General features: G+C 41.0%; 20 protein-coding genes. All 20 read left to right on the top strand.

From position 1 onward, the window contains the following. Positions 1–520, top strand: a 520-nt coding sequence (locus tag VMW39_04245; GenBank protein ID HUW23222.1) for a tRNA uridine-5-carboxymethylaminomethyl(34) synthesis enzyme MnmG, incomplete at its 5' end; no start/stop codon positions are given. A 3-nt stretch (positions 521–523) separates the two neighbouring features. Continuing rightward, positions 524–1,201, top strand: a complete 678-nt coding sequence (locus VMW39_04250) for a hypothetical protein (protein ID HUW23223.1) — start codon at positions 524–526, stop codon at positions 1,199–1,201. A 46-nt stretch (positions 1,202–1,247) separates the two neighbouring features. Further along, complete coding sequence (locus tag VMW39_04255) at positions 1,248–3,140, top strand: PorV/PorQ family protein (protein HUW23224.1); 1,893 nt, start codon at positions 1,248–1,250, stop codon at positions 3,138–3,140. Further along, positions 3,137–4,537 carry a kelch repeat-containing protein gene (locus tag VMW39_04260; GenBank protein ID HUW23225.1) on the top strand — a complete coding sequence of 467 codons (1,401 nt, stop codon included), beginning with the start codon at positions 3,137–3,139 and terminating at the stop codon, positions 4,535–4,537. Before VMW39_04255 ends, VMW39_04260 begins: the two co-directional genes overlap by 4 nt. Before the next feature lie 18 nt (positions 4,538–4,555). Further along, positions 4,556–5,890 (top strand): adenylate/guanylate cyclase domain-containing protein, encoded by a 1,335-nt coding sequence (locus VMW39_04265; GenBank protein HUW23226.1) that lies wholly within the window; start codon positions 4,556–4,558, stop codon positions 5,888–5,890. 847 nt (positions 5,891–6,737) lie between these two features. Continuing rightward, complete coding sequence (gene gdhA, locus VMW39_04270) at positions 6,738–8,081, top strand: NADP-specific glutamate dehydrogenase (protein HUW23227.1); 1,344 nt, start codon at positions 6,738–6,740, stop codon at positions 8,079–8,081. A 116-nt stretch (positions 8,082–8,197) separates the two neighbouring features. Continuing rightward, positions 8,198–9,739, top strand: a complete 1,542-nt coding sequence (gene guaA, locus VMW39_04275; protein ID HUW23228.1) for a glutamine-hydrolyzing GMP synthase — start codon at positions 8,198–8,200, stop codon at positions 9,737–9,739. 147 nt (positions 9,740–9,886) lie between these two features. Next, positions 9,887–12,121 (top strand): phosphoribosylformylglycinamidine synthase subunit PurL, encoded by a 2,235-nt coding sequence (gene purL, locus VMW39_04280; GenBank protein ID HUW23229.1) that lies wholly within the window; start codon positions 9,887–9,889, stop codon positions 12,119–12,121. 139 nt (positions 12,122–12,260) lie between these two features. After that, positions 12,261–13,031: an imidazole glycerol phosphate synthase subunit HisF gene (hisF, locus tag VMW39_04285; protein HUW23230.1), complete on the top strand. Its 771-nt coding sequence runs from the start codon at positions 12,261–12,263 to the stop codon at positions 13,029–13,031. 140 nt (positions 13,032–13,171) lie between these two features. Continuing rightward, on the top strand, positions 13,172–14,782 hold the full coding sequence (locus tag VMW39_04290; GenBank protein ID HUW23231.1) for a CTP synthase: 1,611 nt from the start codon (positions 13,172–13,174) through the stop codon (positions 14,780–14,782). A 92-nt stretch (positions 14,783–14,874) separates the two neighbouring features. Further along, complete coding sequence (queC, locus tag VMW39_04295; protein ID HUW23232.1) at positions 14,875–15,567, top strand: 7-cyano-7-deazaguanine synthase QueC; 693 nt, start codon at positions 14,875–14,877, stop codon at positions 15,565–15,567. A 220-nt stretch (positions 15,568–15,787) separates the two neighbouring features. Next, positions 15,788–16,345: an RNA 2',3'-cyclic phosphodiesterase gene (gene thpR / locus VMW39_04300; GenBank protein ID HUW23233.1), complete on the top strand. Its 558-nt coding sequence runs from the start codon at positions 15,788–15,790 to the stop codon at positions 16,343–16,345. Next, the gene (locus VMW39_04305; protein ID HUW23234.1) at positions 16,342–17,142 is read left to right on the top strand and encodes a polysaccharide deacetylase family protein; all 801 of its coding nucleotides are present in this window, start codon (positions 16,342–16,344) and stop codon (positions 17,140–17,142) included. Before thpR ends, VMW39_04305 begins: the two co-directional genes overlap by 4 nt. A 135-nt stretch (positions 17,143–17,277) precedes the next feature. Next, positions 17,278–17,724 carry a Holliday junction resolvase RuvX gene (ruvX, locus tag VMW39_04310; GenBank protein ID HUW23235.1) on the top strand — a complete coding sequence of 149 codons (447 nt, stop codon included), beginning with the start codon at positions 17,278–17,280 and terminating at the stop codon, positions 17,722–17,724. Continuing rightward, on the top strand, positions 17,721–18,662 hold the full coding sequence (mltG, locus tag VMW39_04315) for an endolytic transglycosylase MltG (protein ID HUW23236.1): 942 nt from the start codon (positions 17,721–17,723) through the stop codon (positions 18,660–18,662). Before ruvX ends, mltG begins: the two co-directional genes overlap by 4 nt. 9 nt (positions 18,663–18,671) lie before the next feature. Continuing rightward, positions 18,672–19,478 carry a bifunctional DNA-formamidopyrimidine glycosylase/DNA-(apurinic or apyrimidinic site) lyase gene (gene mutM, locus VMW39_04320; GenBank protein ID HUW23237.1) on the top strand — a complete coding sequence of 269 codons (807 nt, stop codon included), beginning with the start codon at positions 18,672–18,674 and terminating at the stop codon, positions 19,476–19,478. 197 nt (positions 19,479–19,675) lie between these two features. Further along, positions 19,676–20,167, top strand: a complete 492-nt coding sequence (locus VMW39_04325; GenBank protein HUW23238.1) for a hypothetical protein — start codon at positions 19,676–19,678, stop codon at positions 20,165–20,167. Next, positions 20,154–21,059, top strand: a complete 906-nt coding sequence (locus VMW39_04330; GenBank protein HUW23239.1) for a radical SAM protein — start codon at positions 20,154–20,156, stop codon at positions 21,057–21,059. Before VMW39_04325 ends, VMW39_04330 begins: the two co-directional genes overlap by 14 nt. Positions 21,060–21,175: 116 nt before the next feature. Then, positions 21,176–21,793 carry an endonuclease V gene (locus VMW39_04335; protein HUW23240.1) on the top strand — a complete coding sequence of 206 codons (618 nt, stop codon included), beginning with the start codon at positions 21,176–21,178 and terminating at the stop codon, positions 21,791–21,793. 31 nt (positions 21,794–21,824) lie between these two features. Then, entirely contained in the window at positions 21,825–22,634 is an 810-nt protein-coding gene (amrB, locus tag VMW39_04340; GenBank protein ID HUW23241.1) for an AmmeMemoRadiSam system protein B, read from the top strand. Positions 22,635–22,660 lie beyond the last annotated feature (26 nt).

Genomic DNA, 22,660 nt, shown 5'->3' on the forward strand with positions numbered 1-22,660 from the left:
TGAGAAGGCATACACCATCGGGCTGATTGGAGAAGGGAGATACCGGGAGGTAGAGGCCAAGAAGAGAGCCATCGAAAATGAGATAGCTCGATTAAAAGAGGTCAAGATTTTTCCCGATTCCCGGACAAATAAGAAATTTTCTGAATTGGGATGGGTAACTTTAAGAAGTCCAATCAGTTTAGCTGAACTATTAAGGAGACCGGAAACTTCCTATTTTGATTTGAAACTTTTTGATAAGAGAAGTGATGAGGTTCCGTTGGAGGTAGCTGAACAGGTGGAAATTCAAATTAAATATGAAGGATATATCAAACACCAGGAACAAGAGATAGAAAAGTTTAAAAAGATGGAGAATAGAAAAATTCCTGCAAAAATTAATTATCAGGAAATTGTTGGTTTATCTAATGAAGCCAGGGAGAAATTGTCTAAAATAAGACCAGACTCTTTAGGGCAGGCTTCACGCATTTCAGGAGTTACTCCAGCGGCAATCGCTATCTTAATGGTTCATATGAAAAGGATGTGAAATATGGGTGAGGAGCAAGAAAACTATTCTAAATTAAAAGAATTTGCTTTGGGATGGGGATCTTCGTTATTTGGAGTTTGTGACATTTCCAAATTGAAGGGCAAATTTTTAGATTTATCTCCCCAAGTCATTAAAGGACTGGATAAAGGAATTTCTTTAGCAGTGAGGTTGTCTGATAAGATAATCGATAGTATCGAAGATAGACCAACTAAACTATACTATTACCATTATCGCCAGGTGAATTATTTTTTGGACCGTCTGGCTCTGGGAGTGACGCAGTTCATTCAAAATAGAGGCTGGGGAGCTTTACCCATACCAGCCTCTCAGACAATTGATTGGGAGAATCAGAGAGGCCATCTTTCCCACAAAGAGGTGGCGCAACAGGCAGGTCTGGGCTGGATTGGTAGGAACAATCTATTGGTGAATCCAGAATTTGGCTCCCGGATTAGACTGGTTACTGTTTTAACCGATTTTCCTATTTCCTTTGACAAACCGATAGAAGATGGATGTGGTGAGTGCAGGGACTGTCTGGAAATTTGCCCGGCAAAAGCTATCAGGGAGAGAGTGGAAGATTTTGATAGACTTGCCTGTTATAGGAAATTAAATGAATTCAGAAAGGTTTGTAATATAGGACACCACATCTGCGGAATCTGCGTAAAAGCTTGCCGGGGCCGGGAATAGCAATTTCTTGTTGATTTAAATTTTAAAAGATGTTATAATTATATGAATGGAAAAACGCGTTCCTAAAATCGCAGTCCTAACCTTCCTATTTTCATTTCTTATTTTTCCCTCCCAGCTATGGGGAGCAGGAGATGCCGGCGCTCCTGGTTCATTCTTGAATTTTGGAACTGGCGCCCGTTCCCAGGCGATGGGAAGCGCTTTTACCGGCCTTTCTGACGACGTTACTGCTATCTACTGGAATCCTGCCGGACTTTCCCGACTCCCCAGAAATCAACTCACATTCTTTGAAGCCCCACTCTGGGAAGAGACAAATTATCTCTTCGCCGGATATGGCCACCCCACAAAAAAAATGGGAACGTTTGGAATAGGATTTATAAATTTACAAAGCAGTAACTTTGAATATAGAGAAAGCATCATTGCCTACCCTGAATATTATTTTGATATAAAACAAATGGCATTCCTTTTGGCCTATGGCCGCAAATTTTTTCCATTTCTCTCCGCAGGACTCGGCTTTAAAATTGTACAAAAGAGAATGCCTGTAGAGGATAATGAGTATTCTGGTAGTGGATTTGGCATGGATTTAGGACTTCTCTACCACCCGCAGGATGTAAAAGGTGAAGGCTTTTTCTGGCAGCAGTTAAGAAGGCTTTCATTTGGCGTTAATTTGCAGAATTTAGTTCCCCCCAAGGTTCAGATGAAATCAGATGGAATTTCTCGTACCCAAGAAACTTACGGCTTAAATCTTAAATTTGGAACATCCTATCAGGTGAGAAATCTAATTCCTAAATGGAGGGACAAATTAACAATAAATATCGATTTAAACAAACCATATCTTGGAGGCCTAAAGGTCGCTTTTGGGGGAGAATACTGGTTCAAGAATACTATTGCTTTTCGCCTGGGATATGGAAAGGATAACCTTAATTTTGGTTTGGGATTTCTCTATCGCTGGGTTCAGTTTGATTATGGGTTTACTCCTCACGATTTGGGGCTCAGTCACAGGTTTTCCGTCACCCTTAAATTTGGCAGGCAGATTATTGAGATTGAAGAGTTCACAAGATACAGAGCCAGATTGCGGGCGGAAGAATACTATAAATCGGGACTGGAACATTATCGAGCGGGAAGACTGGCGGATGCTCTGGCAGAATGGGATAGGGCCTTAATCTGGCGTCCCGATGACCTGGAAATTCAAAAGAGAGTGGGAGAAGTTTCCCAGGAGATGGAAATTACTGTAAATAGGAAATTGATGGAAAAACATATTGGCCAGGCATATTCATTCTATGAGGAAGGAAAGCTTATTGACTCGCTTGATGAATGGAGAGAGGTTTTAAAGCTTGACCCAACAAGCATCAGGGCAAAAGAATACATTGAGAGAATTGAAGGAAAACTTTCAAAGATAGACAGAGAAAAATATTTGGAAAGGGTAAAAGAAAAAAGCAAAGCAGAGATTGCAAGACTTCTTGGTAGGGGAGACAGGTTTTATGAGCAGGAAAGATACGTTGAAGCTATTAAAGAGTGGGAGAAAATTCTAAAAATAAATCCCAACCATACTCTGGCAAGAGAAAATATTGACCAGACAAAAGAGAAGATTGAAAGGTTAATAAAAGTTCACATTTCCCGAGGGAAGGAATTCTTTGATAAGAAAGATAGCGCTAGCGCAATTAAGGAATTTAAGGTAGTACTCAATTTTGCCCCGGAGAATAAAGAGGCAAAAGAATATATAGAAAAAACGAAGGAACAGGCTGCCGAAGTAGTTAAGAAAGTAAGCCGGGCTGAGATCGATGCGCTTTATTATGAGGCGGCAGATTTATATTTAAAAGGAAAATATGAAGAATCGATAAGTGTTTTGAATAAACTTCTGGAACTTGACCCGATAAATGAGAATGCTTATAAACTACTGGAAAAAGCAAAAAGTGTACTTGAGTTAATGGGGAAAAAATGAGAAAAAAAACTGGTAGTGTAGGGCTTTATGCCCGTAAGATTATTTATGGTGCGGTTTTAGGATTGATTTTGATTTTTACATTGGAAAAATTAGTGATGGCCCAGGTCTGTGAGGAGCTTAAACCAGTTGGTGCTTCGCCTGATGGGAGGAATGGTCATGTGTCAGTCTCTTCAGGCGGTTCTGAGCAATTTGTCTTTGGCGGATTTAACCAGAACACTGACTTGTGGAGACTTAGAGAAGAAGGAGAGGGAAACTGGATATGGGAAAATACGGGTACCAGGGAGCCTAATACTCCTTCTGAGAGAGGAGGACATAGCGGGATTTTTGCCAATGGTTTCGATAATTCCATTATCGTTTTTGGCGGTTCAGCATCTCCTTTGGTCGCTCCCAGTGATATAGTCCCCTATAAATTGGCAAACCCCTGGGATGGGAGTTCTAAGTGGGAAAAATTGGTCCCTGTTGGTTTTTTTCCTCCTCCTATGGCAGAACATACAGCAGTTTATGATAATAATGATAACCGGATGATTGTTTTTGGAGGTTATAAGGCTATTGATCCAGTTGTCGCATTAAATGAAACGTACACTTTAGATTTTGACCTTGCCTTCTGGCCCCTGGTGAATCCAGGAGACAAACCTCCTGCCCGCTATGGACATTCAGCAGTCTGGACCGGCGGGCAAATGATTGTCTTTGGAGGAAAAGATAACTCCCAGGAATTCCTTGATGATTGCTGGCAGTTTGATCCAGGGTTAAATTCCTGGACTCCAGTGCCTATCACTGGAGATAAACCACCTGCCCGCTGGCAGCATACTGCGGTCTGGAAATGGGAGCCCATGGAACCGGGAAAAATGATTATTTTTGGTGGAGAGGATAAAAATGGAAAACCTCTTGATGATTTCTGGGTTTTGTACACCCCTGGTCCCGGAGAACCTAATTACAGGTGGAAGAGAATTTATCCCATCGGGGATTTGCCTTCCAAAAGGTCTGGACATGCGACAGGACTTTTCTGGGGTGGGGACGGAGAAAAAGTGTTAATTTTCGGCGGTTTTGATGGAAGTAATAATCTTAATGACGTTTATGCGTTTTTCAAAGATGAAGAGGTAGAGCAGGCTTTGGAGAAAAAGCCATTTAATGCTCCCAATCCATTCAATCCTGATACAGAGGATACCAAGATTTGCTACTACCTTGAAGAGGACGATGACGACGTAAAGATAAAACTGTTTACTTTGACTGGTGAATTGGTGTATTCGTGGGAAAATATTTCAGGAAAAGCAGGATTGAACCAGTGGCCATGGAATGGAAAAAATGAGAAGGGAAAGATTGTAGAAAACGGGGGATATATCTGTTTAATTGAAGCCGGCGGGAAAAAACAGAAATGCAAAATCGCTGTCCTTAGATAAAATTGCATTGGGAGTAAGATGAAAAGAGTTTCCAGAATCGCCATTAAGTTTTCAGGAATTGTCTCAGTAGTGATTTTGGTAATTATGCTTATTATGGCATCATTGATTTTAAGGCAAACGAGAAACTCTCTTATAAAGGAAATGGAGATAAGGGCAGAATTCTTTGCCCGGAATGTTAGGGAATCTCTTTTTCCCCAGCCAGACGCATTCTCCTTATATTTTTCTGTTACGGAAATGATTAAAGAAAAAGCAATTCTTTATGCTATGGTTTTTGATGAAAAAGGAGAAGTCATTTCGCATTCTGACACAGCAAAAATCGGGGAAAAGGCAGAGGAAATTGCAGGAAAGCAGATAGTTGTTAAACGAGAAGAGAATCTCTACAGAGTTTCTGTTCCCATTATTGTTGGCGATAAATTTGCAGGTGGTGTAAGAATAGGATTTTCTCAGGAATCAATATCAACAGCACTGGTAGAGATGAGAAATAAAATTATTCTAATAACCATAGGGGTTCTTGCATTTAGTATATTTGTTACGGTAATTGTGGTCACATTTATGGTTTCTCCAATAAATGTGCTTGTTGATATTGCCAGAAAAATTGGAAAGGGAGATTTAGAACAGAAAGTGGAAATGAAAAGAAAAGATGAACTGGGAGAACTGGGAAATACTTTTAATGAAATGATAAAGGGGCTTAAAGACAGGGATTTCATAAGGAATACTTTCGGTAAATATGTTTCCAAACAGGTTGCCGAAGCAATTCTGAATGGAAGGCTTGAACTTGGTGGAGAAAGGAAAAGGGCAACTGTTCTCATAAGCGATGTAAGAAATTTTACTGCACTGAGTGAGAAACTTCCTCCCGAAGAGGTTGTCGACTTTTTAAACGAGTATTTCAGTGAAATGGTAAGCGTGGTGACAAAATATGAAGGAACGCTGGATAAATTTATCGGGGATGCACTTCTTGCTGTATTCGGTGCTCCCATAGCCCATCAAGATGATGCCAAGAGAGCAGTATTTGCTGCACTGGAAATGCAGGAGAAGTTGAAAGAGTTCAATAAAAAGAGAGTAAAAAAGGGAAAAAACGAGATAAGAATTGGAGTTGCCGTTCATACAGGAAATCTTGTGGCAGGAAATATTGGCAGCGAAGTGAGAATGGAATATACGGTTATTGGAGATACAGTTAATTTGACCTCAAGACTTGAGCCGTTGAATAAACAGTTTGGAACTAAAATACTGATAAGTGAGAGCACCTATAGTGAAGTTAAAGATGATATTGAAGTGAGAGAAATTCCCGCTGTTGAGCTAAGGGGAAAAGAAGAAAAAGTTAAGGTCTACGATGTATTAGGAAAAAAAAGTTAGGCCCTCAGCCCGCCACTCAGTTAGCCCAAACCTCCTTTTCGGGAAGACTCCAAAGATTCTGGAGTAGCAGAGCTTGCTCTGCGTTATTAACGCGAAACAAGTTTCGCTACTCTCGACCTCCCTTTCGGGAGGACTCCAAAGATTCTGGAGTAGCAGAGCTTGCTCTGCGTTATTAACGCGAAACAAGTTTCGCTACTCCCAGCCTCCCTTTCGGGAGGACTCCAAAGATTCTGGAGTAGCAGAGCTTGCTCTGCGTTATTAACGCGAAACAAGTTTCGCTATTCCCAACCTCCCTTTCGGGAGGACTCCAAAGATTCTGGAGTAGCAGAGTTTGCTCTGCGTTATTAACGCGAAACAAGTTTCGCTACTCCCAGCCTCCCTTTCGGGAGGACTCCAAAGATTGGAGTAGCACCGCTTGCTCTGCGTTATTAACGCGAAACAAGTTTCGCTACTCCCAACCTCCCTTTCGGGAGGACTCCAAGATACTGGGGGCCTTGGGCGAAAAAAAAGATTGACAAGACTGGGGCCTTGTGGTACAATTCTGATAGCACAAGGTTAGTGCTTAAAGAAAAGGGACGAAGGCGTTCGAGAGAACGTCTTTTTTATAATCTTTTCTTTTAAAGTTAGAAAACTGGACAAAGACGTCCTTTTTAGCAGGTTTGCTAATAAGGACGTTTTTTTATTAAGACAATAATGTCTTTCGTAGACCATTATTTTTCTTGACTAATGTAAAAAAATTAGAGATAATTAAAAAATGTATTCCACGCAACACCGTCCTAATGACTTACAATAGATTATATCTACTGATGTTTTGTGAGTCAGGTGGTAATTGAAAGGAGAGGAAAAGATGGTAGAGACGAAAGTGAAAAAGTTTATGGAAAAAGTAATTGAAAAAAATCCCGGGGAAAAGGAGTTTCATCAGGCGGTGGAAGAGGTTGTTGACTCCTTGATGCCATTTCTGGGAAAAAACCCAAAATATCAGAAAGCCAAGATACTTGAGCGAATCGTAGAACCGGAAAGAGTAATCATATTTCGTGTTCCCTGGGTTGACGATAAAGGGGAAGTTCAAGTTAATCGTGGGTTTCGCATTCAAATGAACAGCGCCCTTGGTCCGTATAAAGGCGGACTTCGTTTTCATCCCAGTGTCAATTTAGGAATCCTAAAATTTCTCGCTTTTGAGCAGGTGTTCAAAAATAGTCTCACCATGCTTCCCCTGGGAGGGGGCAAAGGCGGCTCTGATTTTGACCCTAAAGGAAAATCGGATAATGAAGTTATGCGTTTCTGCCAGAGTTTTATGAATGAACTTTTTAGACATATCGGGCCGGATACGGATGTTCCTGCGGGTGATATAGGTGTGGGAGCGCGTGAAATAGGTTTTCTTTTTGGCCAGTATAAAAGACTTTGCAATGAATTTACAGGTGTTCTGACTGGTAAGTCCATTGATTGGGGGGGAAGCCTGATCAGGACCGAAGCTACTGGTTATGGCTGTGTTTATTTTGTTCAAGAAATGTTGAAAACGAAAGGCGAGTCGATTGAGGGTAAAGTTTGCACTGTTTCTGGCTCGGGAAACGTTGCCCAGTACACAGTAGAGAAGTTGCTGCAATTAGGGGCCAAACCTGTTACTCTATCTGATTCCAATGGATATATCCATGATGGAGATGGAATAGATGAGAAAAAATTGGCATTTGTCAAGGAGCTTAAGAATGTCAGGCGTGGACGTATTAAGGAATACGCCAAAGAATTCGACTGTGAATACTTCGAAGCAGGGAGGTGGCCCTGGGAAGTGAAATGCGACGTCGCTTTTCCTTCTGCAACACAGAATGAAATACACGAAAGTGATGCCAAGAAACTGGTCAAGAATGGCTGTATCTGCGTTGCTGAAGGCGCCAATATGCCTACCAGACCAGAAGCAATAAAAATATTTCAACAAGCTAAAATTCTCTTCGGGCCTGGTAAAGCGGCAAATGCTGGTGGAGTTGCTATTTCTGGTCTGGAGATGTCTCAAAATAGCCAAAGATTATCCTGGAGTCACCAAGAAGTGGATAAAAAACTACACGATATTATGGTAGCTATTCACGAACAGTGCGTGAAATATGGTAAACAAGGCAATTATATTGATTATGTTAAAGGTGCAAATACTGCCGGGTTTGTAAAAGTTGCAGATGCTATGTTGGATCAGGGGGTAGTATAGGAAGAGTATGTGAGGAAAATGGTTGGACAAATGTCCAGTTTACCATAGCCAAGGCCTTACCGGATCCCTCCAAAACTGTTACCAGAAACCTCCAGGAAATAAACAATGCAGGAACAATGCATAAAGATTGGATAGCTATTTTAGATTTTGGTTCGCAATATACTCATCTCATTGCTCGCCGGGTAAGAGAGTGCGGTGTTTATTCAGAAATAGTCGGTTATAATATCGATGCAGATAAACTTTTAAAAAGAGCGCCAAAGGCTATTATTTTCTCCGGTGGACCGGCTAGCGTTACTTCAAGAAAAAATCCTATGTGCGATAGAGATATTTTTAATATAAATATTCCTGTTCTTGGTATTTGTTATGGGGCACAACTTATGGCTAAAGCTCTGGGCGGCAGAGTAGTAAAAGCCAATGCAAGGGAATATGGAAAGGTTACTCTTCAGGTCAAATCGAGAGAAAACCTATTTAGAGGATTATCTTCCAAGGAAACTATCTGGATGAGTCATGGAGATAAGATTTTGCGATTACCCCGGGATTTTCGGATAATCGGGTCAACAGAGAATTCTCCCATTACAGCAATGGAGAATAAGGTGAGAAGATTCTATGGACTCCAATTTCATCCCGAAGTAGTTCATACGCCCAAAGGAAAAAATATATTAAAGAATTTCCTTTTTCATTTGGCAGATTGCAGACCTTCCTGGAGTATGCATTCGTTTGTTAAAGGTTCGATTAAGGAACTAAAAGAAAAAATAGGCAATAAAAAAGTTCTATGTGCATTAAGTGGAGGTGTAGATTCATCTGTTTTAGCAGCATTACTCCATAAGGCTATAGGAAAGAATTTAATAGCCATCTTTATTGATAACGGGCTTTTGCGCAAAGATGAAGTAGCACTTGTTAAAAGAAGATTCAAGAATCATTATCGGATTAACTTAAAGGTTGTAAATGCACAAGATACCTTTTTAAAAGGCTTAAAAGGGGTTAAGAATCCTGAAACCAAACGCAAGATTATAGGAAGATCATTTATAGAGGTCTTTGAGAGAGAGGCCAAGAAGTTGGGGAAGATTAAGTTTTTAGCCCAGGGCACATTATATCCAGATGTAATTGAATCAAGGTCTCCCGGTGGTGGACCTTCGGCAACTATTAAGACCCACCATAATGTGGGAGGATTACCACGCCATTTAAAGCTTGAGTTAATTGAGCCACTAAAAAATTTATTTAAAGATGAAGTAAGACTCGTTGGCAAAGAACTGGAGTTGCCCGATGATATTATTTACAGGCAGCCTTTCCCCGGTCCAGGACTGGCAGTTAGGATCATTGGTGCTATTACCAAAGAAAGATTGGATATCTTGCGTCAGGCAGACTGGATATTAATAGATGAGATAAAACGGGCAAAATTATATCGGAAATTGTGGCAGTCTTTCTGTGTGCTCTTACCCGTAAAGACAGTAGGTGTTATGGGAGACCAGAGGTCATATGAGAATCTTTTGGCCGTAAGAGCGGTAACAAGTGAGGATGCAATGACTGCTCATTGGGCGAGGCTTCCCTATGAAATACTGGAGAGAATTTCTAATCGTATTATAAATGAAGTCAAAGGGATAAACCGTGTGGTATATGATATTTCTTCTAAACCACCAAGCACAATTGAATGGGAATAAGAAATAGAATCTCACAACCCTCCTCACCCCTGGCCGTTAAGGCCCAGAATGGGCAGGCGGCACGGGCAGGCTCAATCCTCTCCCCTAATGGGAGAGGAAGCAACAAGAGTGGGATTTCAGTACTCATTAAAGAAAGGAGGCTATTTAATGGAGACGCAAGTTAAGGTTGATGTAGAAGTGGCAAAAGAATTGGGACTTACGGAAGAAGAATTTAATGAGATAAAGAAGTTGCTCGGTAGAGTTCCAAATTTTACAGAATTGGGTGTTTTTTCAGCTATGTGGTCGGAGCATTGTAGCTATAAGAATTCACGTAAGTTGTTTACACTCTTCCCTACTAAAGGCAAACAGGTATTGGTTGGTGCAGGCGAGGAAAACTCTGGAATAGTTGATATAGGTGATGGCTTAGGAGTTGCCTTTAAAATAGAATCGCACAATCATCCTTCAGCAGTAGAGCCCTTTGAGGCTTCAGCCACAGGTATAGGCGGATGCTTAAGGGATATATTTACCACTGGAGCAAGACCTGTTGCCGGCTTAGGGGCATTGAGATTCGGAAGTCTGGATAACGAAAGAGTTAAATTCTTGTTTAAAGAAGTTATTAGAGGGTTAGCTCATTATGCCAATACCGCAGAGATTAGTGCAGTGGGCGGTGAGACTTATTTTGATGAGAGTTATGAAGGCAATCCTTTAGTTAATGCCTTTGTTGTGGGTATTGTAAAGCATGATAATATTGTAAGAGGCACCGCATACGGAGTAGGAAATCCTGTATATTATATAGGAGGAGAGACAGGAAGAGATGGTGTGGGCGGGGCAAGTTTTGCTTCCAAAGAAATTACTGAGGAGTCTAGTTCTGATACAGGCGCAGTGGCCATAGGTAATCCAGAACTGGGAAAACGTTTAAGAAAAGCCTGCCTGGAATTGATAGAAAAGGGGCTTGTCGTGGGAATGCAGGATATGGGTGCAGCTGGACTTACTTGCTCTTCCTCGGAGACAGCCGCCAGAGGCGGAACAGGCATTGAAATAGATGTTGCCTTAATTCCCCAGAGAGAAAAAGGGATGACACCTTACGAAATCCTCCTGTCCGAATCGCAAGAGAGGATGCTGGCTATCTTGAAAGATGGCAAGGAAAAAGAGGCTCTGGATATATTGAAAAAGTGGAATATCGATGCGGCAAGAATCGGGAAAGTAACGGATGATAAAATGATGCGGGTCAAGGAGAATGGGGTGGTGGTTTGCGAAGTTCCTGCAGAGGCCCTTACCAAAAAGGCTCCTCTTTATGATAGAGAAGTTGCAGAGCCTGCCTACTTGAAAGAGGCACAAAAGTTGACTCGGGAATCGATACAGCTGCCAGATGACTTCAATAAAGTGTTATTGCGATTACTCGACTCCCCCACTATTGCCAGCAAAGAATCAGCATATAAAAAATTTACTGCTATAGATAAGAATGAAGTAGCAGTAGGAGCAGGTTCAGATGCAGCTGTGGTTAAAGTTAAAGGCACTAAAAAGGCCTTAGCCATAAGCGTAGATTGCAATGGCAGGTATTGCTATCTGAATCCCTATAATGGGGCGATGATGGCGGTGGCCGAAGCAGCAAGGAATATAGTTTGCAGTGGAGGGAGACCGCTGGCAATTACTGACGGTTTGAATTTTGGCAATCCCATGAAACCTGAAAACTACTGGCAATTTGAGAAGTGTATAGAAGGGCTTTCTGCAGCATGCAAGGTTTTGAATACACCGGTTGTCAGCGGTAATGTAAGCTTTTATAATGAAAATCCCAAGGGCGCAGTAGACCCCACTCCTATAGTGGGAATGGTGGGGTTGATAAAAGATGCGGATAAATATGTTACTCAGGATTTTAAGAATGAGGCTGATTTAATAGTCCTCTTGGGTGAAAATAAGCCTGACCTTTCCGGTAGTGAATATTTGTATCTGGTGCACAAACAGAAGAAGGGTAATCCACAGATAGATATAAACATGGAGAAGGCTGTTCAGGAAGCATGCCTGGAAGCGATCGAATCAGGTATTATCAATTCTGCCCATGATTGTTCCGAAGGCGGATTGGCAGTAACCCTGACTGAATCGTGTATAGCCAGGGCAAACAAAATGTTGGGCGCAGTGATAAAGTTGGATGAGTCTAAAAACAAAAATATAAGGATAGATGAGATTCTGTTTGGTGAGACGCCTTCCAGAATAGTAGTTTCTCTGAATAAAGATAAACTGAGCGCCTTAGAAAAGATATTGAAAAGACATTCAGTCCCGTATCAGATTCTGGGCGATGTTAAAGGAGATAGATTGGTAGTTAAATACAAAGAAAAGACGATAATCGATCTTCCTTTGGCCACATTAAGTAATACCTGGAGAAAGGCAATCCCCTCAAGATTATAATATGGGTAAAGCTCCCTCTCCCCTCTGGAGGCGGGTGGAGTCCTCCCGAAAGGGAGGGTAAATATTAGTGACATTTCCTCTCCCAAAGGGGAGAGGGTAAGGGTGAGGGGAAAAGTAGAGAAAGAGGTATAATATAACGATGAAACCAGTAAAAGTAATTCCCTGTTTGGATATCAAGGATGGAAGAGTAGTTAAGGGTGTAAAGTTTGTTGATTTAAAAGATGCCCGCGACCCGGTGGAAGCAGCCTCTGCTTACTGTGCTGCAGGTGCGGATGAGTTGGTATTTCTGGATATTGCTGCTTCTGTGGAGTCAAGGCCCACGCGTTTGGATTGGGTGAAAAAGGTAAAACAAGTAACCACTGTGCCTTTTTGTGTAGGCGGAGGCATCAGAGGTTTGGAAGATATGCAGGCTCTTTTTAATCTCGGAACGGATAAAGTCTCTATTAATACAGCTGCAGTTAAAAATCCCGGTTTAATCAAAGAAGCTAGTGAAAGATTTGGTAAAGAAAAGGTTATTGTAGCTATTGACGGAAGGAAAAATCCTCCTGGTAGTTCTCGCCCAAGATTAGAAGTTTTAATTATGGGCGGAGAAGAACCCACAGGCTTAGATGTAGTTGAATGGGCAAAGCGAGTTGAGCAATTAGGTGCAGGGGAGATTCTTTTAACCAGCAAGGACGCTGATGGTACTAAGGATGGATACGATATTGAGATGACTCGTCTTGTTTCAGAATCAGTGGACATTCCCGTGACTGCCTCTGGAGGAGCAGGAAAATTGGAGCACTTCTATGATGCGGTGACCAAAGGAAAAGCAGATGCAGTTCTCGCTGCTTCTGTGTTTCACTTTGGAGAATATAAAATAAAAGAAGTGAAAGATTATCTTTCGAGCAAAGGAATAAATGTAAGAACTTAGAAATTTCTTGACAAAAGAGGAAAAGAACAGGTAATATATGGAGTCTTCCGGCAATAGTGACTGGAGGGCTTTTTTGTTTAGCTCAACCTAATCTCCTCTCCCCTTGGGGGAGAGGGGAAGGGCGAGGGGGGAAGGACAAAATGACGACTAAATACATTTTCGTTACCGGTGGAGTAGTATCTTCGTTGGGCAAAGGCATAACCTCAGCCTCTATTGGATGTTTATTAAAAAGTCGCGGGTTGAGAGTAAATATCCTGAAGATAGATCCTTATCTCAATGTAGACCCTGGAACGATGAGCCCTTTTCAGCACGGAGAAGTTTTCGTTACCGAAGATGGAGCGGAAACCGATTTAGATTTGGGCCATTATGAGAGGTTTCTGGATGTCAATCTGAAAAAAATTAATAATATCACCAGTGGCCTAATCTACGATGTAGTGATTAGTAAAGAAAGAAAAGGAGATTTCTTAGGCAAAACGGTTCAGGTTATTCCCCATGTCACTAATGAGATTAAATCTCGTATCAAGGCGTTATCGAAAGATTCCGATGTAGTAATTACTGAAATTGGTGGAACCACAGGGGATATCGAGGGACTGCCTTTTCTGGAAGCAGCGAGACAGTTTAAACAGGATGTGGGAGAAGGAAATGTTTGTTATATTCACGTGACCCTTGTGCCCTACATTAAGGCTGCTGAGGAGATGAAGACCAAGCCTACGCAACAGAGTGTAGCCAAATTAAGAGAGATTGGAATTGAGCCTCAAATAATTATTTGCCGCACTGAAAGACCATTGACAAATGAATTAAGGAGAAAGATAGCCTTATTCTGTAATGTTCAGGAAAAAGCAGTAGCTGAAGAAAGGGACGTTTCCACCAGTATCTATGAAGTCCCCTTGATGCTAAAAAGAGAAAACCTCGATACTATTTTATTGGAAATGTTACGTTTGGGGAAAAAGAGGAGTGACCTATCTAAATGGGAGGAAATTGTTAAGAAAATAAGAAATTTAAAAGAAGATGTGACCATTGGTGTTGCCGGAAAGTATACTGAGCTAAAGGATGCCTACAAGAGTATCTGGGAAGCATTGGTTCATGGAGGATTAAGTAATAGTGTAAATGTAGAGATAAAATATATTGACGTTGAGGATAAGAAACTGGAGAAAGTATTAAGAACTGTGGATGGAATTCTTGTTCCCGGAGGATTTGGCGAGAGAGGGATTGAGGGGAAGATAAGGGTTTGCAGATTTGCTCGAGAGAATAAAGTTCCTTTTTTGGGCATCTGTTTAGGAATGCAGTGCGCAGTAATAGATTTCGCTCAAAATGTCTGTGGAATGAAAAGAGCATATAGCACAGAATTTAAACCAGATACGCCCTATCCGGTTATCGATTCGCTTCCTGAGCAGAAGAAGATATTTCAAAAAGGTGGGACGATGAGATTGGGTAATTATCCATGCAGAATTAAAAGAAACTCCCTCGCCTTTCGTGCTTATAAAAAGAAACTTGTGTTGGAAAGACATCGACACAGGTATGAATTGAACAATAAGTTTCGGGCCAGGTTGAAAGCAAAAGGGCTTTTGGTAACTGGCGAATATGAGAAGAAACGTCTGGCAGAAATTATTGAGCTCAAAGACCACCCCTGGTTTGTAGCGGTTCAGTTTCACCCCGAATTCAAGTCCCGACCCACCAGACCCCACCCCCTGTTTAGAGAATTTATCAAAGCCTCCCTGAATAAGAAAAAAAGCATACAACTCAAAATTTGACCTAACAAGAGATTCCGAGAGAATTTAAAACCTGCTCGATAACTGATTACGTCTATATAAGAAATGGAAAGCTAAAAAATAGAATGGAAAGAATGAAAGAAGACAAAAAAGCAGTAGTATTATTGAGTGGTGGACTCGATTCATCCACTTGCCTGTACAAGGCGATAGAAGATGGGTATGTCCCTTACGCATTATGTTTTGACTACGGACAGAGGCATCTCAAAGAGGTCGAATCTTCAAGGAGAATAGCTGAGAAAGCTGGTGCAATTTTTAAAAAGATTAAGATTGATTTAAGACAAATAGGAGGTTCGGCTTTAACGGATAACATAGAAGTTCCTATGGGAAGAGAGATAGAAGAAATAATTAGCGATGTCCCTCCAACTTATGTACCGGCAAGAAATACAATTTTTCTTAGCATAGCTTTGAGTTTTGCCGAGGTGATAGAGGCAGATGCAATTTATATAGGTGCAAATGTGATAGATAGTCCAGGTTATCCGGATACAACACCGAGATATATAGAAACATATCAAAAGCTGATTAATGTAGCTATAAAAAAGACAGTAGAAGGCGGGAAAATAGAGATAAAAACCCCTTTAATTCGAATGACAAAGAAAGAAATAGTACAAGAAGCAGTAAGGCTAAAAGTGCCTTTAGAACTTACCTGGAGTTGTTATCAGGGGGAAGAAGAGCCTTGTGGCCAGTGTGATGCGTGCAAATTGAGAGCTAAAGGCTTCCAAGAAGCGGGTTTGATCGATAGTTTATGTCAGAAATATAATAAGATTTAAATAGATTACTTCACTCAATTTTTGAAATTCATGCCTAAATTCCTCTCCTCTCCCCTAAAAAATTCTCTTTCATATAAAAATTTATTGCTTTTTAGAAAGAATGCTGTTATAATTTAAAAATTGCCAGTGGGTTGTTGATATAAGTAGTGTAGGGCTTTATGCCCGTAAAAATTACGCCCATAAAGGGCTACACTACATGGAACTATTGGAGACTTTAAGGATGAGAACTTTTATTGCTGTAGGAATATCCAGTGAAGCGAGGGAAAATATTGCTCAAATTCAGGTGGAGTTGAGGAAAGGAGACACAGATGTCAAATGGGTTGAGCCTAAAAACCTCCACATCACTCTAAAATTTCTCGGCGAGGTAAGTGAGGACAAACTTTCCGGAGTAATTGAAAAGACAAAACTTGCCGTCTCAGGGATTTCCAATTTCAGGATTCACCTTTCTGGGTTAGGTAGCTTTCCCAATCTGAGGTCTCCACGAGTAGTCTGGGTTGGCGTAAACGAAGGCAAGGCGGAACTGAAAAATTTAAGTGAAAGGATTGAAGAAAACCTTTCCTATTTAGGATTTGCCAAAGAGAAAAGAGAGTTTTCTGCTCATTTAACGATTGGCAGGGTCAGGTCCCCCAAGGGAAAGGGGAAATTGGCTAAGAAAATCGAGGACTGGGAAAGGTGTGATGTAGGAGAATTTTCTGTGGACAAAGTGCTGGTTATGGAGAGTCAGCTCAGTTCCAAAGGACCCACTTACAGGATAATAGAAGAAGTAAATCTAAAATGATAATCAAGAAATTGAAAGATAAGTTACTGGAGAAGAGGTATCGTGTCATACTGGTTATGGCTTTCTTATTGCTTATGGGAGTGGCAGCTATCATTTCCCGGAAGAGTGAAATGGAGCTCCGTTCTCTCCCCTTCTCTCCTGGCGGTTTTAAGGAGATAGCCCTTACCTTTGATGATGGCCCGGTCCCCAGCGCCACACTAAAAATTTTGGAGGTGCTGAACAAAGAGGGTGTTAAGGCGACTTTCTTTGTAGTGGGAAAGATGGTGGAGAAATACCCATGGTTACTGGAACGGATATGGAAGGAAGGACACGATGTAGGCAACCATACATATAGCCATCCAGATTTAACTAAATTGTCTAAGAAAGATATCCTTGAAGAATTAGACAAGACCCGTATATTAATCAAAAAAATCACTGGAAAAGACACATATCTCTTTCGTCCCCCTGGCGGGAGATATGACAACAGGGTAATTGTAACCACTACCCTAACTGGATACAAGATGATTCTCTGGACAGATTATCCTGGTGATTATGGCTGCCCGTCCAGTAAAGTGATTTATCAAAGGACGGTTTCCAAAACGGAAGATGAAGGAATAATTCTTTTGCATAATGGATTAGATGCTACCTTGGAAGCTCTTCCTAAAATCGTTTCTGAATTGAAAAAGAAAAAATATAGGTTCGTTACAATTTCTGAATTAATGGAAGAGATAATGGGGAAAGAAAGCGTCTATTTCGAAAAATTTGAAAGGGAGCAAAAAGCAAGCCCTTCCCCATTAGAAATGGCAATCACAGATTGAGCAGTATGCTTGGGAAAGGAGTAGCGAAGCAAAGCTTCGGCACTCTGAAGAGTGCCCGACCAGATTAGGTCGGTCGCCCTTTAGGGTGACAAGGAGTAGCGAAAGATTTGGTTTCGTTGCTGGTGTGGAATAGCTATGAAAATTTTAGGGATCGATTATGGAGAGAAGAGGATTGGGTTGGCAATGAGCGATGTTTCAAATATGGTTGCTGGTAGTCTAAAAGTTGTAAAGAGAAATGCAACTCGTAGTTGGCTTGGGGAGATAAAAACAATTGTCGATGAAAACAAAATTGAAAAGATCGTTATTGGTTTACCTAAAAATATGAATGGCTCTATTGGGGAGAAAGGGAAAGAGGTTCTGGTATTTATGAAAGTTTTGGGAAAGGTGGTAAAGGTGCCTATAGTGACTTGGGATGAAAGGTTAACAACTGTTAGTGCAGAGAAGGTGCTTCTACAGGCAGATTTATCGAGGAAAAAACGGAAAGATATTTTGGATAAACTTTCTGCCTGTATAATTTTACAAAACTATTTGGACAGTATTGAGTACAATCAAAAAGAGAAAAGCAAGGAAAGCAATAAATGAAAGTAATAAAAATAAGTGTTATAATCCTGTGCTTATTAAGTCTGGTAAATTTAATGGTCTTCTTTTTGTCTCCGCGCTATAGTAAAACTTCCCTGGTAACAATAGAACAGGGAGTGACTGCCCAGCAGGTAGCGGAATTACTTGAAAAGGAAAATTTAATTTCCAGTAAGAATTACTTTCTGTTTCTTCTTAGACTAAGAGGGGGGCATAGAAAAATTAAGGCAGGAATTTATGAAATAAATTCAAAAGAAAGCACTTGGCGAATTATTAGTAAACTTGTTTTAGGAAAAAGCAAGAAAATAAAATTGACTGTTCCGGAAGGATTTACTGTTCGTCAGATTGCCCAGTTAATCGAAGAGAAAGGATTGGGGGAAAAAGATAGGTTTTTAGAAATTGTTGAGGAGAGAAAACTGGAGGGTTACCTTTTTCCGGAAACCTATTTTGTTGATTACGATGCTACCGAAGAAGAAATTATAGGTATAATGGTCGACCAATTCAATAAGGTGTTTACAAAAGAGATGGAAGAGAGAGGAAAGAAGTTTAAGTTTACAAAAAGGGATACAGTAATTCTGGCTTCCGTAATTGAGAAAGAAGCCGTCAAGGATGAAGAGAGACCATTAATTTCTGCTGTTTTCCATAACCGGTTAAAGAAACGGTGGTATTTAGAATCTTGTGCTACGGTTCAGTATGCGCTGGGAGAACATAAGGAGAAGTTGACCTATAAAGATGTAAAAGTTGACTCCCCCTATAATACTTATATCCATTTTGGTCTACCACCCGGGCCTATTTGTAATCCTGGTCTAGCCGCAATTAAGGCCACCTTATATCCAGCCCAGACCGATTTAATGTTCTTTGTTACCAAAGGGGAAGGCACTCATAGATTCTCTAAGTATTATCAGAAACATCTGGAAGTGCAAAAGAAAAAATCCAAAAGATGAGTGGAAAAAATGCCTGAATTGCCAGAAGTAGAAACAATAAGAAGAGGACTGGAAAAGAGAATCTTGGAAAAGAAAGTAAACAGAGTGGAAATAAACACAGATAGGATGGTAAAAAAGCCTTCCCCGAAAAGATTTAAGGAAGAAGTTGAAGGCAGAAATTTTAAACAGGTTATTCGTCGAGGAAAGTACTTAATTTTAGTATTATCTTCTGGGAAGGAGATAGTGATACATCTTAGAATGACCGGTCAACTAATTTACGGAAAGAGGGATACAAAGAACAGGGTATCCTTTCTCCTGTCAAACGGCAAATATTTGAACCTTAACGACAGTAGACATCTGGGAGAAATCAGATTAGTAGAAAACTGGAAGAGAGTTCCCTCCATTGCTAAGATGGGGATGGAACCTCTGGAAGGTAGTTTTACGCTCAAGGTTTTCGGTGAAATGTTAAATAAAAGAAAGGCTAAAATTAAACCTCTATTGATGAATCAGGAGTTCTTAGCTGGCGTGGGAAATATTTATGCTCAAGAGGCACTATTCAAGGCAAGAATTCATCCAGAAAGACATGCTCACCGGCTGAAGCGAGATGAGGTGGAGTTACTATTTTCTGAAATAAAGAAGGTCTTAAAGAAAGCTATAGATTACAAGGGGTCGTCTTTAAGTAGTTATGTTGATGTAGAAGGAAAAAGAGGAAGTTTCCACTCTCGCCTGCGGGTCTATGGACGGGGAGGGGAGCCCTGTGTTAAATGTAAGACACCGTTGGAGTTTGTTAGACTTGCTGGCAGGGGAACTACTTTTTGTCCAAAGTGCCAGAAGTAGAGAATTAACCGGGGCTCTAAAGAGTGACGACCAAATTGGTCTATGTATCTGGAGCCTCCGATGAAATAGGGGGAGGAGTAACCTTGCTTTCGCAAGGACTCCAGAGTCTATGGAGTCCTCCTGAAAGGGAGGGAAGCAAAAAGTTGTAGCTGCAGAGCGATAGCTCTGCCAATGGAAGAATTTAGTCAGGAGGAAATATGAGAAAAGGAAAACTCGGATTGGTTCTTTTTTTGTGGATTTTTCTGACACTTATACTATTTCCTGCTTTCCTTAGTGGATGGGGAAGAAAACCACCTCCAGAACCAAAGACAATCGAGGAGAAAATTGCGAGCAAGTTTCACATTGAACAGGGCGTTGTTCTGGCTTTGGAAGAGAAAGGTTATGGGACAGAAGAGATTATTAAGCTTTTGATTCTGGCAACCGCCACAGGTAAGAGAGCCGATGAGATTAGTATCCTCAGGGAAGAGGAAATGAGCTGGGAAGGGATTGCTAAGTGGTATGGAGTGGAAATGTCCACTCTTGGTAAAGAAACCCAGAGGCTCTTATCCGAAGTGGAGGGAAGAAAAGAAGAAGAAATAAAAGAAGAAGAAATAAAAGAAGAAAAGGAGCCAGAAAGCGAATTGGAAATTGAGAAGGAATTAAGAAAAAAGTTGGAAATGGAAAAGACGGAATCGGATGAGTTACGTTGAACTTTATGAGAGAGGTATCTTAAAAAAGAGAAAGGAAGAGCTTAATAAATTACTCAAGAAATGTCACCTCTGTCCCAGGAAATGCCTGGTAAATCGGTTGCAAGATGAGAAAGGTTTTTGTGGAGCAGGAAAAAGAACAGCTGTTTCCAGTTATAACCTCCATTTCGGTGAAGAGCCACCAATTTCAGGTTATCGTGGTTCGGGCACCATCTTCTTTACCCACTGTAACCTTCGTTGCTGTTTCTGTCAGAATTACCCCATTAGCCAGTTGGGAAACGGCCAGGAAGTGGAGATTTCTCAATTAGCTAAAATGATGATAAAGTTACAAAAACTCGGGGCACATAACATAAATTTTGTTACCCCTACCCATTTTGTTCCCCAAATCGTCGAGGCCTTAGAGCTTGCAGTAGGAGAGGGATTAAACATTCCTCTTGTATACAACTCGGGTGGATACGATTCTGTGGAGACTTTCAAACTTCTGGATGGTATAGTGGATATCTATATGCCTGATGCCAAGTATTCCAATTCCCAAAGTGCTCAGACATACTCCAGGGCAGCCGACTATTTTGAAGTCAACAAGAAGGCACTTCTAGAAATGCATCGGCAAGTCGGCGACCTGAAAATGGATAAAGAAGGGATTGCCAAGCAGGGACTTCTTATTCGCCACTTAGTTATGCCTGAAGACATAGTTGGTTCTCGAGGAGTCTTAGAATTCATTGCCAAGAATATCTCCCAAAATACTTATATGTCCATTATGGCTCAATACCATCCTGCTCACCTGGCTTTTGAATTTCCGGAACTCTCAAGAAGAATCTCTAAAACAGAATATGATGCAGTGTTGAAGATGGCAGATGAATTAGGGTTGGAAAGAGGTTGGAGACAGACCTTTTGACAATAAATTTTTATTTGCAATACCAGTATAAAATTTGCTAAATTTAGAATATGAAAGTTAAGAATCTTCATTCCTGGCAGGTATCTCCCGAGAAGGCTAGAGAAATCCAGGAGAAGTTGAGAAACAAAGTTGTATTGAAAAGTTATTTTAAGTCTATAAGTGAGATAGGTTTTATTGCCGGTTGCGATGTTGGGTATGATGAGAAGAAGAGAAAGGCTTATGGTAGTGTAGTTTTGCTTACTTTCCCTGAGCTGAAACTGGTGGAAAAAAAGGGAGCTATGGAAGCTTCTGAGAGAATATTTCCATATCTTCCCGGGCTACTCACCTTTCGCGAGGGTCCTGTTCTAATAGCTGCCTTAAGAAAATTGGAAAGATCTCCCGATATAATCATTTTTGATGGTCAGGGAATTGCACACCCCGTGAGATTTGGGCTGGCTACCCACATGGGTCTTTTGTTAGGGCTTCCCACGATTGGCTGTGCCAAGTCTATTTTATATGGCCATTATGAGGAGCCTGTAAATTTAAAAGGAGCTTATACTTTTTTGAAAGACGAAGGGGGAGAGCTGGTTGGGGCGGTTCTGCGCACTAAGAAAAATGTAAAGCCCATATTCGTTTCTCAAGGGTACAGGATCGACCTGGATCAGGCATCGGACGTCATCCTCACTTGTTGCCGAAGAGAAAAGATTCCTGAACCTTTAAGATTAGCACATTTAGAGACAGTGCAAGCTCTGTAGGGTCAATTAATAAAAGTTAAAAGGGGGAAGGATGATTAGAAAACCAACACAAGCAGGAAGGTTCTATATGAGAGACCCGGAAGCACTAAGAGAACAGGTTGGGAAATATCTCAGGAGCGATATTGAGAGAGAGGACGTTTTGGGAATAGTGGTTCCCCACGCAGGATATTTCTATTCAGGAAAGGTAGCTGGAGCAGTCTATTCTAAGATTAACCTACCCGATACTATTATTATCATTGGGCCTAACCATACTGGTATTGGCGCAGAGGTTTCCATAATGACAGAAGGTGAGTGGGAAATGCCCAATGGCAGAGTAGAAATAGATTCTTCCCTGGCAAAAGAGTTACTTTCCCAGGCTGGTGATTTAGCACAGGAGGATGAACAGGCTCATTTATCCGAACACTCGCTGGAGGTTCAGCTTCCATTTATTCAGTATTTCAAGACTGATTTTGCCATGATTCCCATTTGTATGCGGGACCATCGAGTCTCCACCTGTAAAAAATTGGGTAAAGTAATAGCTAAAGTGATTAAATCTAAATCTAAAGCTCCTTGTCTAATTGTTGCTTCGTCGGATATGACCCACTATGAGTCCCAAAAGGATGCTGAAAGAAAAGACAAGTTGGCAATTGATAAAATCTTAAAACTCGATCCAGAAAATCTACTGCAGACAGTAATAGAAAATGATATTTCAATGTGTGGTCCAGGACCAACGGCTACAATGATTTTTGCCTGTAAAGAGTTAGGGGCAAAGAAGAGTGAGCTGGTGTTGTACAATACCAGTGCAGAAGCCTCAGGGGATTATTCCGCGGTTGTAGGATATGCAGGTATTGTTGTGAAGTAGAGAACAAATAGCACAGGCAGATTTAT

It is taken from the genome of bacterium (assembly GCA_035530055.1).
In the GTDB taxonomy this organism is placed as follows: Bacteria; UBA6262; WVXT01; order WVXT01; family WVXT01; genus WVXT01.

Coding starts and splice junctions, on each gene's coding strand:
- VMW39_04250 (HUW23223.1), top strand. CDS start 524: ATGGGTGAGGAGCAAGAAAACTATTCTAAATTAAAAGAATTTGCTTTG.
- VMW39_04255 (HUW23224.1), top strand. CDS start 1,248: ATGGAAAAACGCGTTCCTAAAATCGCAGTCCTAACCTTCCTATTTTCA.
- VMW39_04260 (HUW23225.1), top strand. CDS start 3,137: ATGAGAAAAAAAACTGGTAGTGTAGGGCTTTATGCCCGTAAGATTATT.
- VMW39_04265 (HUW23226.1), top strand. CDS start 4,556: ATGAAAAGAGTTTCCAGAATCGCCATTAAGTTTTCAGGAATTGTCTCA.
- gdhA (HUW23227.1), top strand. CDS start 6,738: ATGGTAGAGACGAAAGTGAAAAAGTTTATGGAAAAAGTAATTGAAAAA.
- guaA (HUW23228.1), top strand. CDS start 8,198: ATGCATAAAGATTGGATAGCTATTTTAGATTTTGGTTCGCAATATACT.
- purL (HUW23229.1), top strand. CDS start 9,887: ATGGAGACGCAAGTTAAGGTTGATGTAGAAGTGGCAAAAGAATTGGGA.
- hisF (HUW23230.1), top strand. CDS start 12,261: ATGAAACCAGTAAAAGTAATTCCCTGTTTGGATATCAAGGATGGAAGA.
- VMW39_04290 (HUW23231.1), top strand. CDS start 13,172: ATGACGACTAAATACATTTTCGTTACCGGTGGAGTAGTATCTTCGTTG.
- queC (HUW23232.1), top strand. CDS start 14,875: ATGAAAGAAGACAAAAAAGCAGTAGTATTATTGAGTGGTGGACTCGAT.
- thpR (HUW23233.1), top strand. CDS start 15,788: ATGAGAACTTTTATTGCTGTAGGAATATCCAGTGAAGCGAGGGAAAAT.
- VMW39_04305 (HUW23234.1), top strand. CDS start 16,342: ATGATAATCAAGAAATTGAAAGATAAGTTACTGGAGAAGAGGTATCGT.
- ruvX (HUW23235.1), top strand. CDS start 17,278: ATGAAAATTTTAGGGATCGATTATGGAGAGAAGAGGATTGGGTTGGCA.
- mltG (HUW23236.1), top strand. CDS start 17,721: ATGAAAGTAATAAAAATAAGTGTTATAATCCTGTGCTTATTAAGTCTG.
- mutM (HUW23237.1), top strand. CDS start 18,672: ATGCCTGAATTGCCAGAAGTAGAAACAATAAGAAGAGGACTGGAAAAG.
- VMW39_04325 (HUW23238.1), top strand. CDS start 19,676: ATGAGAAAAGGAAAACTCGGATTGGTTCTTTTTTTGTGGATTTTTCTG.
- VMW39_04330 (HUW23239.1), top strand. CDS start 20,154: ATGAGTTACGTTGAACTTTATGAGAGAGGTATCTTAAAAAAGAGAAAG.
- amrB (HUW23241.1), top strand. CDS start 21,825: ATGATTAGAAAACCAACACAAGCAGGAAGGTTCTATATGAGAGACCCG.